Here is a 15486-nt window from a genome sequence, read left to right as displayed (position 1 = left end):
CTTTCGACTGGAGCGCCGCATGCGTTTGACCGTCACTTCTCACGCACCTTCGCAGCGCCGCACAGTCTCAAGGCGCGTCGCGGTGTTGCTGCTGGCAGCACTGCCGTTGCTGCTGAGCGCCACCGCGCAGGCAGAAGGAAAGCTGCGCATCGCCAAGCAGTTCGGCATCGTCTACCTGCTGCTGGATGTGGCACAGGACCAGAAGCTGATCGAGCAGCAAGGCAAGGCTGCTGGCGTGGACATCGATGTGCAGTTCCTGCAGTTGTCCGGCGGCGCGGCGGTCAACGATGCCCTGCTCACCGGTTCGATCGATATCGCAGGCGCAGGCGTCGGGCCGTTGTTCACCATCTGGGACCGCACGCGTGGTCGGCAGAATGTGCGTGGTGTGGCCTCGCTGGGCAATTTTCCGTACTACCTGATCAGCAACAACCCGCGCATCAAGAGCATCGGCGACTTCACGCCGCAGGACCGTATTGCGGTGCCCGCCACCGGCGTGTCGGTGCAATCGCGCTTTCTGCAGCATGCCTCGCAACAACGCTGGGGCGACAAGGGCACCCATCAGCTGGATCCGTTGCAGGTGGCATTGCCGCACCCGGATGCCGCCGCAGCGATCATCCGTGGCCGCACCGAAATCACCGCACATTTCGCCAGCCCGCCGTTTCAGGAACAGGAACTGGCGCGCAACCCGGCCGCGCATATCGTGACCAGCTCCTATGACATCGAAGGCGGACCGTCGTCGGCCACGGTGTTGTACGCCACCGAAAAATTCCGCCGCGATAATCCCAAGACCTATCGCGCCTTTGTCGCCGCACTGGATCAAGCGGCGAAATTCGTCACCGCGCATCCGGAACAGGCGGCGGATATCTTCTTGCGTCGCAATGGTTCAAGCATTGATCGCGCGCTTGTCTTGCAGATTCTCAAGGACCCCAAGGTGCAGTTCACCGTGGCGCCGCAGAACACGCTGAAGCTGGGCAAGTTCATGCAGCACAGCGGTGCGATCAAGCAGGCGCCTGCCAAGGTGGGCGATTACTTCTTCGATGATCCGCTGATTGCAGGCGGGAGCTGAGCGATGAGCACACCGTTGCTGCAAGTCGATCATGTCAGCCTGGAATATGCGTCCGTGCAGCGCGTGGTGCGCGCGACGCATCGGGTGCGCTTTGATGTGCATGAAGCCGATCGTTTTGTTCTGCTGGGGCCGTCGGGATGCGGCAAGTCCACCTTGCTCAAGGCGGTGGCCGGCTTCGTCAGTCCGCGCGAAGGACAGATCCGTCTGGACGGGCGCGCAGTGACCGGACCAGGGCCGGATCGAGTGGTGGTATTCCAGGAGTTCGATCAACTGGCACCGTGGAAGACCGTGCGCGAGAACGTGATCTTCGGCCTGCGCGCAGCGCGCAAGCTCAGCCGCGCAGAAGCGCGCGAGCGTGCCGACGAAAGTCTGTCGCAGGTCGGGTTGAGTGCGTTTGCCGAGGCCTACCCGCACACCTTGTCCGGTGGCATGAAGCAACGCGTTGCCATTGCACGTGCACTGGCGATGCGTCCGCGTGTGCTGTTGATGGACGAGCCGTTCGCTGCGCTTGACGCGCTGACGCGCTCGCGCATGCAGGAGCAGGTGCTGGAACTGTGGGAGCAATTGCGCTTCACCCTGTTGTTTGTCACCCACTCCATCGAAGAAGCGCTGGTGGTCGGCAACCGTGTGTTGCTGCTGTCGCCGCATCCCGGTCAGGTACGCGCCGAACTCAACGCGCACGCATTTGGCCCGCACAGCGCCGGCAGCGTGGCGTTTCAACAGACCGCGCAACGCATTCACCGCTTGCTGTTCGACCTGCCCGACGCCACGCTCGACAACGACAAGGTGGCGCCTTTGCGTCGCCCGCCCATGCGTCAACGCGAGGCGCTGCCATGAGCCGCAGTCCTGCCGCCAGGCTGCCGCGGCTCCCGCCGGTGCGCGCCGAGTACGAGCTGGCCGTCCAGCCGCTGGACCCCGCGCTGATTGCCACGGCGGCGCCCGCGCGCTGGCAGGCGCCGCCATGGCTGCGCAAGGCGCTGGTGCTGGCGGTGCTGGTAGCGGTGTGGGAAATCGCCGCGCGCGTGGTCGGCGACGATCTGATGTTGCCCAGCGCATGGCAGACCGCACGCGCGTTTTTTGAGGGGTTGCTGTCGGGCGAATTGCTGCGCCGCGTAGGTGCGTCGCTAAAGGTGCTGGCGCAGGGCTATGTGCTCGGCGTGGTGCTGGCTTTCGTGTTGACCGCCCTGGCCGCCTCCACACGCTGGGGCCGCGATGTGCTGGGCACGCTGACGGCGATGTTCAACCCGCTGCCCGCCATCGCGCTGCTGCCGCTGGCCTTGCTGTGGTTCGGGCTGGGCACCGGTAGCCTGGTGTTCGTGCTGGTGCATTCAGTGCTGTGGCCGCTGGCGCTGACCACCTACGCCGGCTTCCAGGCGGTGCCTGAGACCTTGCGCATGGCCGGCCGCAACTACGGCTTGCGTGGTCCACGCTATGTGGCGCAGTTGCTGATCCCGGCCGCGCTGCCGGCGATCCTGTCGGGCCTGAAGATCGGCTGGGCATTCGCCTGGCGCACCCTGATCGCAGCGGAGCTGGTGTTCGGCGCCACCTCCGGCCAGGGCGGCCTGGGCTGGTACATCTTCCAGAACCGCAACGAGCTGTACACCGACAAGGTGTTCGCCGGCCTGGCCATGGTGATCGTACTGGGCCTGCTGGTGGAAGGCGTGGTGTTCCAGGCCATCGAACGGCTCACCGTGCGTCGCTGGGGTATGCAGCGCTAGCAGGGTGAGCGTGGGAGCCGCGACGTAAGGCGAGTCGTTTTGCATGGCCCTGCTGCAGACCAGCGTTTCGCACAGGCCTCCGGCCGCCTTAGCCTGCGCCCGGCGCATCGAAACGGTCGCGTGCGCTTAACGGCGCTGGCTTATGCTGCCGGCCCCTTTCCTGCCGTCCGCCGTCATGCCCACGACCGCCTTCACTGCGTACCTGTACCCAATCCTGCTGCTGCTCGTCAGCAACGTGTTCATGACCTTCGCCTGGTACGGGCATCTGAAGTACAAAAGCACGCCGCTGATGATCGCGATCCTGGTCAGCTGGGGTATCGCGTTTTTCGAATACTGCCTGCAGGTTCCGGGTAACCGCATGGGCAGCGCGGTGTATTCGGCGCCGCAGCTCAAGGGCATGCAGGAAGTGATCACGTTGCTGGTATTCGCCGGTTTCTCGACCTTCTACCTGGGCCAGTCGCTGAAGTGGAATCACTGGGCCGCGTTCGGCCTGATCCTGGTAGCGGCGTTTTTGATGTTCAAGGAATAACGTCTGCCTTGCCCGTAGGAGCGCACCCGGGCGCGACGGGCATTACCAGGAAACCCGCATCGCGCCCGGGTGCGCTCCTACGATAGCCGGTGGTTAGTTCGCAGGTTCCACCCACTGCGCAAAGACCGCGTCGAGTTGCGCGTCCTTGACCGGCTTGCCCTTCTGCACGGTGTTGGCCTGTTCGAACATCGGCATGATCATAGCCATGCCATCGGGTTTGGTTTTCAGATGCAGGCCCGGTGGCGTGTCCAGGAAGGTGGCCCAGCGCGTGCGCACTTTGGCCCAGTAGCCTTGCGTGCCCTTCCAGTAGGCGTAGGCCGGAGCAAAGTCGACCTCGCTGGTCTTGCGGTAATCGTTGAAGCCGAACTCACGTGCGATGGCCTGCTGGCTCCCATCGGGCTTGCGCAGCACCTTGGTGTTGAACTGTTCGTGCGTCCAGCCGTTAGGCGTGAGCGTGTGGCGATTGATCACCGACAGCGCGTTGTAGTCGCTGCGCTTGGTGTATTCGCGGCGCGGTAACGGGCGCCAGCTCAGATCGCTGGTCCAGGTCGGGTGACCATCGGCGTAGTCCCAGCGTCCGGTGCCGCAATAACGCGGCGCATCGCTTACCTCGAACACGCATTGCGTCCATGCACCTGCAGTCGTCGTCGCCGGCACTGCGCGCACCCGCCAGGTCTGGTCGGAGCTGAATTCAAAACGCTGCGGCGCTTCGTAGACCCAATCCTGCCGCCAGTGCTTGGTCACATGCTTGGTCTTTTCATCCACCAGCAAATGTTGCAACACGATCTTGTGTGGCGTGTCTTCCACCACGATCACCACTTCGTTGGCAGCGCTGCGCATCGCCGATGCGCGCTCGTAACCGGGCTTGAGCAACACGGTTTCGTCGAAGGCGAAATCCACCGCGTATTCGCCCTGCATCGCCAAAATGCTCTGGCGATCGCGTTCGGGCTCTGCGGCCGCAGTGGCGACCACCGGTAACAGGCTCAGCATCACTGCAGGGAAACACGGAAACAATCGGCTCATCGGAATTCTCGGTCGTGGTCGTGGGAACGTCAGCGGCGCAAGCGCAGCAGCGACGTGGTCATGTCGGTGGGATCGGTACCGCGTGAGGTGGCCTGCGCAGCGCGCGAGGCGGCAGCGCGTGCGCAGCAACAATCGTCCACTGCCACACGTCCGTCGATGCCTTCTTCGCGGGCCAGGCGCGCGGCGACGTCCGCACCCAGCGCAGACACGGTCGCAAGATTGGCGGCCAGCGACTGCTGGCGGTTGGCGATGGACTGCAGGCGCAGTGCGCTCAAGCGCCAGCTCTCACCGCGCAGGCGTCCGGCCAGACGACGCCATAAGCGTTCGCCGACGCCCAGGCCGTGCGTCTCCGCCGGCAGTGGCGGCAAGCGCGAGACCAGGCGATCCCAACTCAAAAAATCGCTGTCCGGCAACAGATACAGCCGCCAGCAACATTGGCCGTCGGCGCCGAAGAACCAGATGCTTTCGCGCACGCCATCGCTGTCCACCTGGCGCGAGGCGGCGGCATCGACGGCGTGCTGCCAGCCATCGAGTTCATTGCCCAGCGCGGGACGGTACAGGCATAGCACCGTGCCCAGCGCCGATAACTGCGGTGCGCGCGGCAGTGCGGCGCGGTCGGCACGTGCAGCCGAGGACAACGGGAGTGAGCGGGCGATAGGCATGGCGGCTACCAACTCACCGCCAGGCTGACCGACGCCGTGCGTCCGGCGCCGGTGAAACGATCCAGCACCGTGCTACTGCCCAGCGTGCCATTGGGTAGCGCATTCCAGTCCACGTAGCGGCGGTCGGCCAAATTAAAAATGCCTGCAGTGACCTTGGCGCCGGGTGCGAATTGCCAATGGCCCATCAAGTCCAGCGTCACGTAGCCGGCCGGCGTGTAATAGCTGGCAAGCTGCGGCCGGCGCTTGCGTGCGACAAAGGTGCCGATCAATTCCGCACCCCAAGTATCGCTGTCGAAAGCGACGCCCAGCGTGCCGCGCAACGGGTCGACCGAATTGAGTGGCGTGTCGTCGGTGAGGTTGTCGCCTTCCGAATAGGCCACCGCGCTGTTCAACGACCAACCCTGCCAGCCGGCCAGCGCGCCCAAATCCAGCCCGCCACGCGCTTCGGCGCCCTTGATCACTACATCGTCCACATTGCGCGACTGGAACAGCAGTAAACCCTCCGCGTTGACGCCAGCCGGCGCATACGATTCGATGAAGTTGCGGTAGTCGGTGTAGTACACGCTCACCCCAAGATAGCCGACGGCATCGTTGAGGCGCAGCCCCAGCTCGCCGCCGCGACTGGTCTCCGATTTCAACTCCGGGTTGGCGATGGCGGTGTAGCGCGCCTGCAGATTGGTAAAGCCGATATTGACATCGTTGTACGGCGGCGCGCGAAAGCCGTGCGCATAGTTGGCATACGCCGACCAGGCTTGCGAGAACCGCCACACCGCGCCGAATTTCGGCGACACCTGCGTCTGGTCGATGGTTGCCACCGCCACGCCGGGATTGTCTTCGCGAAAGATGTCATCCAGCTGCGGCGCCAGACGGAAATAATCCACGCGCACACCCGGGGTCAGCGACAACCTGCCATCCAGCAGATCGATTTCGTCCTGCGCATACAGACCGAGCTTGGTGGTTTCGCTCTTGGGGAAATCACGCACCGGGAACACGTCCTGGCCAACGCGGTTGGTGATCGCGCCACTGGCCAGATTGACCGAATACCCATCGCGCTTGGCGCGCGTGTCGGTCCAGGTGCCGTCCAGGCCGTAGGTGATGTCGTGGGTCAGCGCCGCGGTTTCGATGCGCTTGTGCGCATTGACCAGCAACCCGTACACGCGCTGATCGAAAGTGTGTTCGTTGTGGCGACGCGTGTTGTTGCCACGCAATTCATCGGTGCGTTGCAGGCTGTCGCTGTCCTGGCGATAGAACTGCCATTGCAGATCGTCGGCGAGCACCGCGTCCAGCGCGTCCAGCTCATGCCGCAACGACACCCGCGCACGGGTCTGATGATCGCGGCCGTCCTGCGACAGGATGCGCAGCGATGGCGTGGTCACACGCGGGTCGATGCCGCTCAACGCTTCGATGCTGCCATAGTCCTCGTTACCTTCGACAGTGAGCTTGAAACGCTGCTGCGCGTTCGGTGCGTACACCAGTTTGGCCAGCACGCTGCGCCCGTCGATGGTCTGCGGATTGGCGGCGGTGCGTGTGAAATCGCGACTGCGGTTATCGCCCTGGTTTTGCGCTTCTTGCCCCTGGCGATGCGCTACGGCCACCATGCCGCTCCAGCGCTCGCCACCGAATGCGGCAGTGGCACCGGCAAACAGGCCGTTCCAGTCGCCTTCGTAACCGAACTTCAGCCCGACATAGCTGCGCTTATCGGCGCTCAGATAATCCGACGGGTCCTTGGTGACAAAGGCCACCACGCCACCCAGCGCATCGGAGCCATACAGCGAGCTGGCCGGCCCACGGACGACCTCTACCCGCTTGAGCGTTTCGAGGTCGACAAAATTGCGGTTGGCATTGAGATAGCTGCCGAAGGCGAAGGTGTCCGACACCGGCACGTTGTCCACCAGGATCGCGACGCGGTTGCCATCCAGTCCACGAATGCGAATGCCGCTGGCGCCGGCAAAGCGACCGCTGTTGCTGGTCACCGACACCCCGGGCGTGTAGCGGAACAGGTCCTTGAGTTCGCGCACCAGCTGGTTATCCAGTTGTTCGCGGTCGATCACATCCACCGTGGCCGGCACATCGATCAGTGCGCGCTGGGTGCGCGTGGCGGTGACCTGCAGGCGATCGAAGTCGTGCACCTCGCGCGCAGCATCGCCGCCGGCGTCTGAGTCGGCAGCGTGGGCACACAACGGAACAGCAGGCAGCGCAAGCGACAGCGCGACCACCAGCGGATGCAGGCGAATCATCTAGGAACCTTTGTGGGAGCCCCCCGGCAGCGCACGCTGCGGCATGCCGCATGCGGCAACCGGGGGTGGAGAGGTCAGCGGTGGGCAGCGGCGGCGTGCCCACATCGGTCGTGTTGTGCGGATGCCGGTCGGCACGGCCGCACTGCGCAGCGCAACGTCGGCTGCGAACACGCAATCACTGCGTGGCGCGCCTGGAGCGGTTGCGCGACGCGTCTGCCTCAGGGCCGTGGCCGGACGACCCGCATCGGGTCGCCCGCGTCGGCTCGGCAGGACTTACTTGGTCAAAATGAGCTTGTCGTTACTGGTATGGCGTAGGCGATAGACGCGGTCGCCATGCTGGATCAGCACTTCGCGACGGCCCTTGAGCAGCGCCTCGCTGCTGATGAGGTCTTCGGCAGGCACAACACGCGGCACGGCGCGGTCGCGCAGGTTGACCGGTTCGGAGCGGAGCAGCACGGGATGAGCGGTCATGATCTGGTTCTCCAGTCGGTTGGCCAGACAAATAATAACCATTCTCATTTAATGATCAAGAGCCATTCTCATTTGGAACTCTCGATCTTTGCATCGCTTTACACCTTTCGATTGACCTAACCAATCGTTAGCGGCGCATCGCTCAACGCGTCGTCGCGTCCACCCGCTCCCAGCCCGCGGCATCCACCTGCACCAAGGTTTCCAGCGCCCCCAGGTTTTCTTCCAGTTGAGAGACCCGGCTCGCGCCCAGGATCACGGTGGACACATGCGGGTTGCGCAGGCACCAAGCGATGGCCAGCCGCGCCGGGGACTGCCCGAGCTCGGCAGCCACTGCGCAAAACGCGCGGGCCCGCTCAAGACGGCGCGACTCGGGCGTCCCCAGCACTTCGTCCTGCAGCCAGGCGTTCTCCGGCTGGCCCAGGCGGCTGTCGGCCTCAACGCCGCCGTTGTATTTGCCGGTCAACAAGCCCGACGCCAGCGGCGACCAGATGGTGGTCCCCAGCCCGGCTTCGCACAGTGGCGCGTACTCGCGCTCCAGCCGCTGCCGGTGCAGCAGGTTGTACTGCGGCTGCTCCATCGCCGGGGCATGCAGGTGTTCCTGCTCGGCGATGGCGATGGCCGCACGCAACTGCTCGGCGCTCCACTCGGAGGTGCCCCAGTACAGCACCTTGCCCTGGCGGATCAGCGCGTCCATCGCACGCACGGTTTCCTGGATCGGCGTGTCCGGGTCGGGCCGGTGGCAGAAATACAGATCCAGATAGTCCACACGCAAGCGTTTGAGCGCCGCGTGGCAGGCGTCGGTGACGTGCTTGCGCGAGAGCCCGCGCTGGGTCGGGCGCGGGCTGTCCACCGCACCGAAGAACACCTTGCTCGACACGCAGTAGCCATCGCGCGGCAGGCGCAGGTCGGCGATCACATCGCCCATCACCTCTTCGGCGCGGCCACGTGCGTAGACCTCGGCGTTGTCGAAGAAATTGATGCCGTTGTCCCAGGCGGCGGCGATCAGGTTGCGCGCCTCGCCGCGCCCGATCTGCTTGCCGAAGGTCACCCAGGCCCCGAACGACACGGCCGATAGCTGCAGCCCGGTGGAACCCAGACGACGGTAAAGCATGGCGAACTCCTGCGACCTCCAGGGCACCTGCCCCGGACCGGCTTGCGCAGTTTACCGGGCCGGGCGCCCGCGCAACCCTGTGCCGGCCTTCTGAATGCCGCTCGCCTTGCCCGCCGACACCCCCTGCTCTAGGCTTCATCGTTTTGCCGTTGGCAGCCCGGGGAATGGAATGGTCGAAGGTTTAGGAAGGATCGGTTTCGGCCTGTTCGGTCTGGCGGTGCTCATCGGCATCACCTGGCTGTTTTCGACCAACCGCCGCGCGATCGACTGGAAGCTGGTCGGCACCGGCCTGTTGCTGCAGATCTCGTTCGCCTCGCTGGTGCTGCTGGTACCGGGCGGGCGCGACGTGTTCGACTCGCTGGGCAAGGGCTTCGTGAAGGTGCTGAGCTTCGTCAATGAAGGCTCCACCTTCATTTTCGGCAGCCTGATGAACATCGAAAGCTACGGCTTTATTTTTGCGTTTCAGGTGCTGCCCACCATCATCTTCTTCTCCGCGCTGATGGGCGTGCTGTACCACCTGGGCGTGATGCAGGTGGTGGTGCGTGCGATGGCCTGGGCGATCACCAAGGTGATGCGCGTGTCTGGCGCAGAAACCACCAGCGTCTGCGCCAGCGTCTTCATCGGCCAGACCGAGGCGCCGCTGACGGTGCGCCCCTACATCCCCAAGATGACCCAGTCCGAATTGCTGACGATGATGATCGGCGGCATGGCGCACATCGCCGGCGGCGTGCTGGCCGCATACGTGGGCATGCTCGGCGGCAGCGATCCTGCGCAGCAGGCGTTCTACGCCAAGCATCTGCTGGCCGCCAGCATCATGGCCGCACCGGCCACCCTGGTGGTCGCCAAGCTGCTGGTGCCGGAAACCGGCACGCCGCTGACCCGCGGCACGGTCAAGATGGAAGTGGAAAAAACCACCAGCAACATCATCGATGCGGCTGCGGCCGGCGCCGGCGATGGCTTGCGCCTGGCGCTGAACATCGGCGCGATGCTGCTGGCCTTCATTGCGCTGATCGCCTTGATCAACGCACCACTGACCTGGCTGGGCGAGGTGACTGGCGCGGCTGCGGCGCTGGGCCGGCCGACCAACCTGTCGACGATCTTCGGTTACGTGCTGGCGCCGATCGCCTGGGTGATCGGCACGCCGTGGGTGGATGCCACCACGGTCGGGTCGCTGATCGGCCAGAAAGTGGTGATCAACGAGTTCGTCGCCTACAGCGAGCTGTCGCGGATCGTGAAGGGCGAAGTGCCGGGCGTGGGCCTGAGCGACGAAGGCCGCCTGATAGCCACGTATGCCCTGTGCGGCTTTGCCAACTTCAGCTCGATCGCGATCCAGATCGGCGGCATTGGCGGGCTGGCGCCGGAACGTCGTCACGATCTGGCCAAATTCGGCCTGCGTGCGGTGCTCGGCGGTTCGATCGCCACCTTCATGACCGCTACCATTGCCGGCGTGCTCTCGCACTTCGGTTGAGGCGGCGCGGGTTCATCGGCGTCACGGTCTAATCGCCGGACGCCACGTTTCTTCAAGTCATTCAAGCAAGCAGGTATTTATGAGTTCGGTCGTCGTTGTCGGGTCTTTCAATGTCGATCACGTGTGGCGCTGCGATGTGCTGCCTGCGCCGGGTGCCACCATCGCCGGCCGCTACAGCACCGGCCCGGGTGGCAAAGGGTTCAATCAGGCGGTCGCGGCCGCACGTGCCGGCGCCAAGACGCACTTTCTGTGCGCGCTGGGCGACGATGCCGGCGGCGCGCTGGCGCGCTCGCTGGCGGCGCACGACGGCTTTACGCTGATCGCCGAACCGAGCAATGAACCCACCGGCACCGGCGGCATCTATGTCGACGGCCACGGGCGCAACACGATTGTGATCGGCGCCGGCGCCAACTCGGTGCTGAGCCCCGGCTTCGTCGAGAACCAGCGCGCGCTGGTCGCCTCGGCACGCGTGCTGCTGGCGCAGCTGGAATCGCCGGCCGAGACGATCGAGTCGGCGCTGGCGCTGGCCCGCGAATGCGGCGTACTGACCGTGCTCAATGCAGCGCCGGCCAACGCCCCTACGTCGATCGGCCTGCTAAAGCTGTCCGACGTATTGACCCCCAACGAAACCGAATTCGCCGCGCTGCTCGGCCGCCACGTCGGCGAGCGCATCAACGCCGACGATGTCGCGGCGCTGGACGGCAACACGCTGCATTCGCTGTGCCGCAAGTTGCTGCCGGGCGGCACCGTAGTGGTGACATTGGGCGCGGTGGGCGCCTTCATCTCGCACGCCGAAGAACAGCTGCGCGGCGACACCGCCGCGCATTACCGCGTGGGCGCAGAAAGCGCGCAGACGGTGGACACCACCGGTGCCGGCGACGCCTTCAACGGCGCGTTGGTGGCCTCGCTGGCGCAGTCGCCGGGCGCCAGCTTCATTACCCACGTGCGCTTTGCCACCCGCTACGCAGCGCGCTCCACCGAAGTGGAAGGTGCGGCCGCGTCGATGCCGCGACTGCTGCCGGACGCCGGCTAACTGCCTGCGCCTGTGGCGGCATCGGTTTGCGTTCACTCGCCCCGCCACGCCATAACTGACCGCCCGTCAACGCGACGGGCCTGCATTACGACAAGGAGTGTTCGATGCGTCGTTGTTCCCTGATTCCGTTGGTTGCGCTGTGCGCCCTGCTTGTCCCGCTGTCGGCCGCTGCGCAGCGCTGCGACTGGAACGGTACTGCCAGCGATGCCGACCGCGCCGCGGTAACCGTATCTGCAGACAGCCTGCAACAGGCCATCGCGCCGCACTACGACGATGCCGAGCAGGAAGACGGCGCCGCGCTGGCGCGCACGCTGCTGCAGCGTGCACAGTCGCCGCAGCTGCCGGGCAAGCTGGACGGCCGCTGGAAGGTGCGCTCGATCCAGGTCGACCAGCGGTTCGCCTATGCCTACGCGTACTTCAAGGCCGAGATCAGCCGCGATGCCTGCGGCTATCGTTTCAGCAAGGTCAGCGGCTCGCAGCGCCGCAGCGGCACGCTGTATTCGCTAGCCAAGGACAGCCGCGAGTTCGCATTCCTTGGTGCCAGCACGGTCAACGACGAGCCGGAAGGCCGCTACGCGCCCGGCAACATCTCCGACGGCACCAACGGCAACAGCGTCGGCCGCTTGGTCGCACTGGGACCGGACGAACTACTGCTGATCCTGGACGGCGGCGCCAAGGGCTTCGAGCTGTATCAGCTGATCCGCTGATCCTGGAATGTTCGGCCCGGTCGCCTTCGCGCGATCCGGCTGACGCATGCGCTGGATTGCTGCAATCTAGGTCAGCGTTCGCTACTTCATGCGCCCCTCCGGCGGCGCCCGAGTTGGCAGCAGCGGCAACCGCAGCGACAATGCCCGCATGCAGATCGGCCCCTACTCCATCGCCCCCAAGGTGATCCTCGCGCCCATGGCGGGCGTCACCGACAAGCCGTTCCGGCTGCTGTGCAAGCGGCTGGGTGCCGGGCTGGCAGTGTCGGAGATGACCATTTCCGATCCGCGCTTCTGGGGCACGCGCAAGTCGCTGCACCGCATGGACCATGCCGGTGAGCCCGACCCGATCAGCGTGCAGATCGCGGGTACCGAGCCGCAGCAGCTGGCCGACGCGGCGCGCTACAACGTGGACCATGGCGCGCAGCTGATCGACATCAACATGGGCTGCCCGGCCAAGAAGGTCTGCAATGCCTGGGCGGGCTCGGCGTTGATGCGCGACGAGGCGTTGGTGGCGCGGATCCTGCGCGCAGTGGTGCAGGCGGTGGATGTGCCGGTGACGCTGAAGATCCGCACCGGCTGGGATTGCGACCATCGCAACGGCCCGACCATCGCACGCATCGCGCAGGAGTGCGGCATCGCTGCGCTGGCGGTGCACGGACGCACCCGCGACCAGCATTACACCGGCAGCGCCGAGTACGCGACGATTGCGCAGATCAAGGCCGCGTTGGAGATCCCGGTGATCGCCAACGGCGATATCGATTCGCCGCAGAAGGCGGCGCTGGTGCTGCGCGAGACCGGCGTGGATGCGGTGATGATCGGCCGTGCCGCGCAGGGGCGGCCGTGGATCTTCGGCGAGGTGGCGCATTACCTGGCCACCGGCACGCTGTTGCCGGCGCCGACGCTGTCCTTCGTACGCGACACCCTGCTCGAGCATCTACACGCGCTGCACGCGTTTTACGGCCAACCGCAGGGTGTGCGCATCGCGCGCAAGCATCTGGGCTGGTACGCAAAGGATCACCCGCAAAGCGCCGACTTTCGCGCCGTGGTCAATCGCGCCGAAACGCCCGAAGCGCAGCTGGCGCTGACCCGCGATTACTTCGACGCCTTGATTGCCGGCGTCGCGCCACCGCTGCCGAACGCCGCCTGAGCTAACCCAGCTGCGCTCGCACGCGCGCCTGCACGATGCGTGCGCCGCGTGCTGCCATCCGTTGCGCGCCATGGCGTGACGTGGCTAACCCGCCTGGCGCGCAGGCGTCAGCTGGGCGTAGCCGGCGCGCTCAAGCGGAGTGCGAGCGCCACATGCCACAACGAACACGTGTGCACCGCCCGCCTGCCGGCTGCACAGTCGTTTTGTGAGCGACTCTTATTGCGTCGACGCTGCCGGTGTAGCCACCGGCGTATCGACCTGTTCCAGATCGCCGGTTAGCGCCGTGCCGGCCGGCGCATGCCAGATGCGGTGCCACATCTGCGCCAGCACCGCACCGATCTGATCGCGTGCCACCGGCGCGCGATAGGCCGCCTGGACCTGACGCGGGACGATGGGCTGCCACTGCCGGCCGTCGCGATGCGCGACCACGAAGTTGAAGTTGTAGTCCGGCTCCAGGCCCATGCGCAGATCGCTGAGCATCAAATCGTCGTCGACCAGGCGTGCACGCATGAAGCCGCGATTGAACCAGGTCAACCGGCGCACCGAATCGAATGCCGCCACTTCGCCCAGTGCCTGGGTATTGCTGGAAAACCCACGGAACTGCATCGGTCCGGTGTCGGCCACCAGCGAACGCTCGCCGATCACATAGCCATTGGGCGTCATCGCCACCACCCGCCACAGCAAGGTGTTGAGCGGCATTGGCACCGAGAAGCGCGGCGCATCGACCAGCCCCATCGCCGCCAGCGCGCGGTCGGCTTCCTGATCGACCAGATGCTTGGCGATCAGCGACCAGCCCAGATAGGCCGAACTTGCCACCAGCCCGATCACCAGCACGTGCTGCGCAAGCGGGCGCGCGCGCGCGAACCAGGCAACCGCGCAAGCCAGCAGCAGCCATAGCGTGTACGCCGGGTCGATGATGAAGACGCTCGACCACATGGTCGGATGCGGCTGCAGCGGCCACCACAACTGCGTGCCGTACACGGTGAAGGCGTCCAGCAGCGGATGGGTGATCAAGGCCAGCTGGATCGCCCAGAACCAGCGCGTGGGTGCGCTGGCCACGCGCCCGTTGCCGTAGCGCCGGAACATCCACCAGATCAGCCAGCCGACCAGCGGCAGCACAAACAGCGAATGGCTCACGCTGCGATGCACGGTCATCAGGGTGACCGGGTCGTCGGTCAGCGTCAGCAGCGCCAGCGCATCGAGGTCGGGCAAGGTGCCCAGGGCCGCGCCGGCCAACAACGCGGCACGCCGCTGTCCGGGCGGCGCAATGGCAGCGGCGATTGCGCCACCAAGAACGATCTGGGTCAGGGAATCCATCGGCCGATGCTAGCAGGCCCGACATGCACGGATAGGCATCGACCCACGCGCTTTCGGTCGGCACACAACTGCGTCTGCGCAGGCGTGTCTTGAAGAGACGCGCCGAGGCGACCAGCATCGCATCGCAGCAGCCGGCACGCTGCGCTGCTGCAGTGGATAGGCGTACGCAAGCGCGGCCTGGACGAGCGGCAGCCATTCGTGGGGAACGCTACGCACCTATCGCGAAAGATGCGCAGGAAGGCCCTCGCCCTGCTACACGGCGACCCCGCACCATTGACCCTCTGCTAGCTGGAGCAGACCGAGAAAGAGATGTATCGGCGTCACGGCCAGCGCGACAGCGCGACAGCAGCCTGCGCAACAACGACCTGGCGCGGCTGGTCCACCGTTGGGAAGTGCCGCCCCCGGTAGAGGCCAGGGCGGTCGAGTACCCTGGCTGTCAGGGTTGAAGGGCGCACCCTGTGCGACGCAGACAAGGAGTGCGGCAATGCCAGACAAACAGCACCAGTACAGCGTGAAGGTCACCTGGACCGGCAACCAGGGCAGCGGCACCTCGGGGTATCGCGCCTACAGTCGTGACCACCGTATCGAGGCCGAGGGCAAGGCCAGTGCGATCGACGGCTCGTCAGATCCGGGCTTCCGCGGCGACCCGGCACGCTGGAACCCCGAAGACCTGCTGGTCGCCTCGCTGTCGGCCTGCCACAAGCTCTGGTATCTGGGGTTGTGCGCCGATGCCGGCATCATCGTGCAGGCCTACGAGGACAACGCCGAAGGCGCCATGCTGGAGCAGGCCGATGGCGCCGGGCAGTTCACCTCGGTGGTGCTGCGCCCGCTGGTGACCCTGGCACCGGGCAGCGACCTCGCGCAAGCCAGGGCGCTGCACCACACCGCGCATGAAAAATGCTTCATCGCCCGCTCGATGAATTTTCCGGTCAGCCACGAACCCCAGCTGCAATTGGCCGAATCGAACTGAGCGGTGGGTTGCTCAAGGCTGTAGCGG

At 65.5% G+C, this 15486-nt stretch carries 15 protein-coding genes; 9 read left to right on the top strand and 6 right to left on the bottom strand.

Annotation, left to right across the window (positions count from 1 at the left end):
- The first annotated feature begins 19 nt into the window (after positions 1-19).
- The 4 genes from ABQU90_RS00730 to ABQU90_RS00715 all read left to right on the top strand — a co-directional run bounded on the left by ABQU90_RS00730 (position 20) and on the right by ABQU90_RS00715 (position 3313).
- Positions 20-1066 carry an ABC transporter substrate-binding protein gene (locus ABQU90_RS00730; RefSeq protein ID WP_115527133.1) on the top strand — a complete coding sequence of 349 codons (1047 nt, stop codon included), beginning with the start codon at positions 20-22 and terminating at the stop codon, positions 1064-1066.
- A gap of 3 nt (positions 1067-1069) precedes the next feature.
- Positions 1070-1903, top strand: a complete 834-nt coding sequence (locus ABQU90_RS00725; RefSeq protein WP_323521693.1) for an ABC transporter ATP-binding protein — start codon at positions 1070-1072, stop codon at positions 1901-1903.
- Positions 1900-2784, top strand: a complete 885-nt coding sequence (locus tag ABQU90_RS00720; RefSeq protein ID WP_115553063.1) for an ABC transporter permease — start codon at positions 1900-1902, stop codon at positions 2782-2784. Before ABQU90_RS00725 ends, ABQU90_RS00720 begins: the two co-directional genes overlap by 4 nt.
- A 175-nt stretch (positions 2785-2959) precedes the next feature.
- Complete coding sequence (locus tag ABQU90_RS00715; RefSeq protein WP_323521691.1) at positions 2960-3313, top strand: DMT family protein; 354 nt, start codon at positions 2960-2962, stop codon at positions 3311-3313.
- 93 nt (positions 3314-3406) lie between these two features.
- Here the strand turns inward: ABQU90_RS00715 and ABQU90_RS00710 are convergent, their stop codons facing one another.
- The 5 genes from ABQU90_RS00710 to ABQU90_RS00690 all read right to left on the bottom strand — a co-directional run bounded on the left by ABQU90_RS00710 (position 3407) and on the right by ABQU90_RS00690 (position 8817).
- Entirely contained in the window at positions 3407-4336 is a 930-nt protein-coding gene (locus ABQU90_RS00710) for a DUF6607 family protein (RefSeq protein WP_323521689.1), read from the bottom strand.
- Positions 4337-4365: 29 nt separating this feature from the next.
- Complete coding sequence (locus tag ABQU90_RS00705; RefSeq protein ID WP_323521687.1) at positions 4366-4998, bottom strand: Hemin transport protein; 633 nt, start codon at positions 4996-4998, stop codon at positions 4366-4368.
- A gap of 5 nt (positions 4999-5003) precedes the next feature.
- Positions 5004-7235: a TonB-dependent hemoglobin/transferrin/lactoferrin family receptor gene (locus ABQU90_RS00700; RefSeq protein ID WP_323521686.1), complete on the bottom strand. Its 2232-nt coding sequence runs from the start codon at positions 7233-7235 to the stop codon at positions 5004-5006.
- A gap of 273 nt (positions 7236-7508) precedes the next feature.
- Entirely contained in the window at positions 7509-7748 is a 240-nt protein-coding gene (gene hemP, locus ABQU90_RS00695; RefSeq protein ID WP_005991480.1) for a hemin uptake protein HemP, read from the bottom strand.
- A gap of 100 nt (positions 7749-7848) precedes the next feature.
- On the bottom strand, positions 7849-8817 hold the full coding sequence (locus ABQU90_RS00690; protein ID WP_323521684.1) for a potassium channel beta subunit family protein: 969 nt from the start codon (positions 8815-8817) through the stop codon (positions 7849-7851).
- A gap of 169 nt (positions 8818-8986) precedes the next feature.
- Here ABQU90_RS00690 and ABQU90_RS00685 point away from each other — a divergent pair, with 169 nt between their 5' ends.
- The 4 genes from ABQU90_RS00685 to dusB all read left to right on the top strand — a co-directional run bounded on the left by ABQU90_RS00685 (position 8987) and on the right by dusB (position 13172).
- Positions 8987-10285, top strand: coding sequence for a NupC/NupG family nucleoside CNT transporter (locus ABQU90_RS00685; protein WP_055851040.1), 1299 nt, complete (start codon positions 8987-8989; stop codon positions 10283-10285).
- A gap of 79 nt (positions 10286-10364) precedes the next feature.
- Positions 10365-11318, top strand: coding sequence for a ribokinase (locus ABQU90_RS00680; RefSeq protein ID WP_115512485.1), 954 nt, complete (start codon positions 10365-10367; stop codon positions 11316-11318).
- A 104-nt stretch (positions 11319-11422) separates the two neighbouring features.
- Positions 11423-12025, top strand: coding sequence for a DUF4893 domain-containing protein (locus ABQU90_RS00675; protein WP_323521683.1), 603 nt, complete (start codon positions 11423-11425; stop codon positions 12023-12025).
- A gap of 148 nt (positions 12026-12173) precedes the next feature.
- Complete coding sequence (gene dusB, locus ABQU90_RS00670) at positions 12174-13172, top strand: tRNA dihydrouridine synthase DusB (RefSeq protein ID WP_323521682.1); 999 nt, start codon at positions 12174-12176, stop codon at positions 13170-13172.
- 216 nt (positions 13173-13388) lie between these two features.
- Here dusB and ABQU90_RS00665 read toward each other — a convergent pair whose 3' ends face one another.
- Positions 13389-14489, bottom strand: coding sequence for a metal-dependent hydrolase (locus tag ABQU90_RS00665; RefSeq protein WP_323521681.1), 1101 nt, complete (start codon positions 14487-14489; stop codon positions 13389-13391).
- A 484-nt stretch (positions 14490-14973) separates the two neighbouring features.
- Here ABQU90_RS00665 and ABQU90_RS00660 point away from each other — a divergent pair, with 484 nt between their 5' ends.
- On the top strand, positions 14974-15459 hold the full coding sequence (locus tag ABQU90_RS00660) for an OsmC family protein (protein ID WP_323521680.1): 486 nt from the start codon (positions 14974-14976) through the stop codon (positions 15457-15459).
- The last annotated feature ends 27 nt before the right edge of the window (positions 15460-15486 follow it).

Origin of the sequence: Xanthomonas sp. WHRI 10207, from assembly GCF_040202975.1 — a bacterium.
GTDB lineage: Bacteria > Pseudomonadota > Gammaproteobacteria > Xanthomonadales > Xanthomonadaceae > Xanthomonas.
Note: the sequence above shows the minus strand (reverse complement) of the source record. Positions and strands in the feature narration are given on the sequence as shown.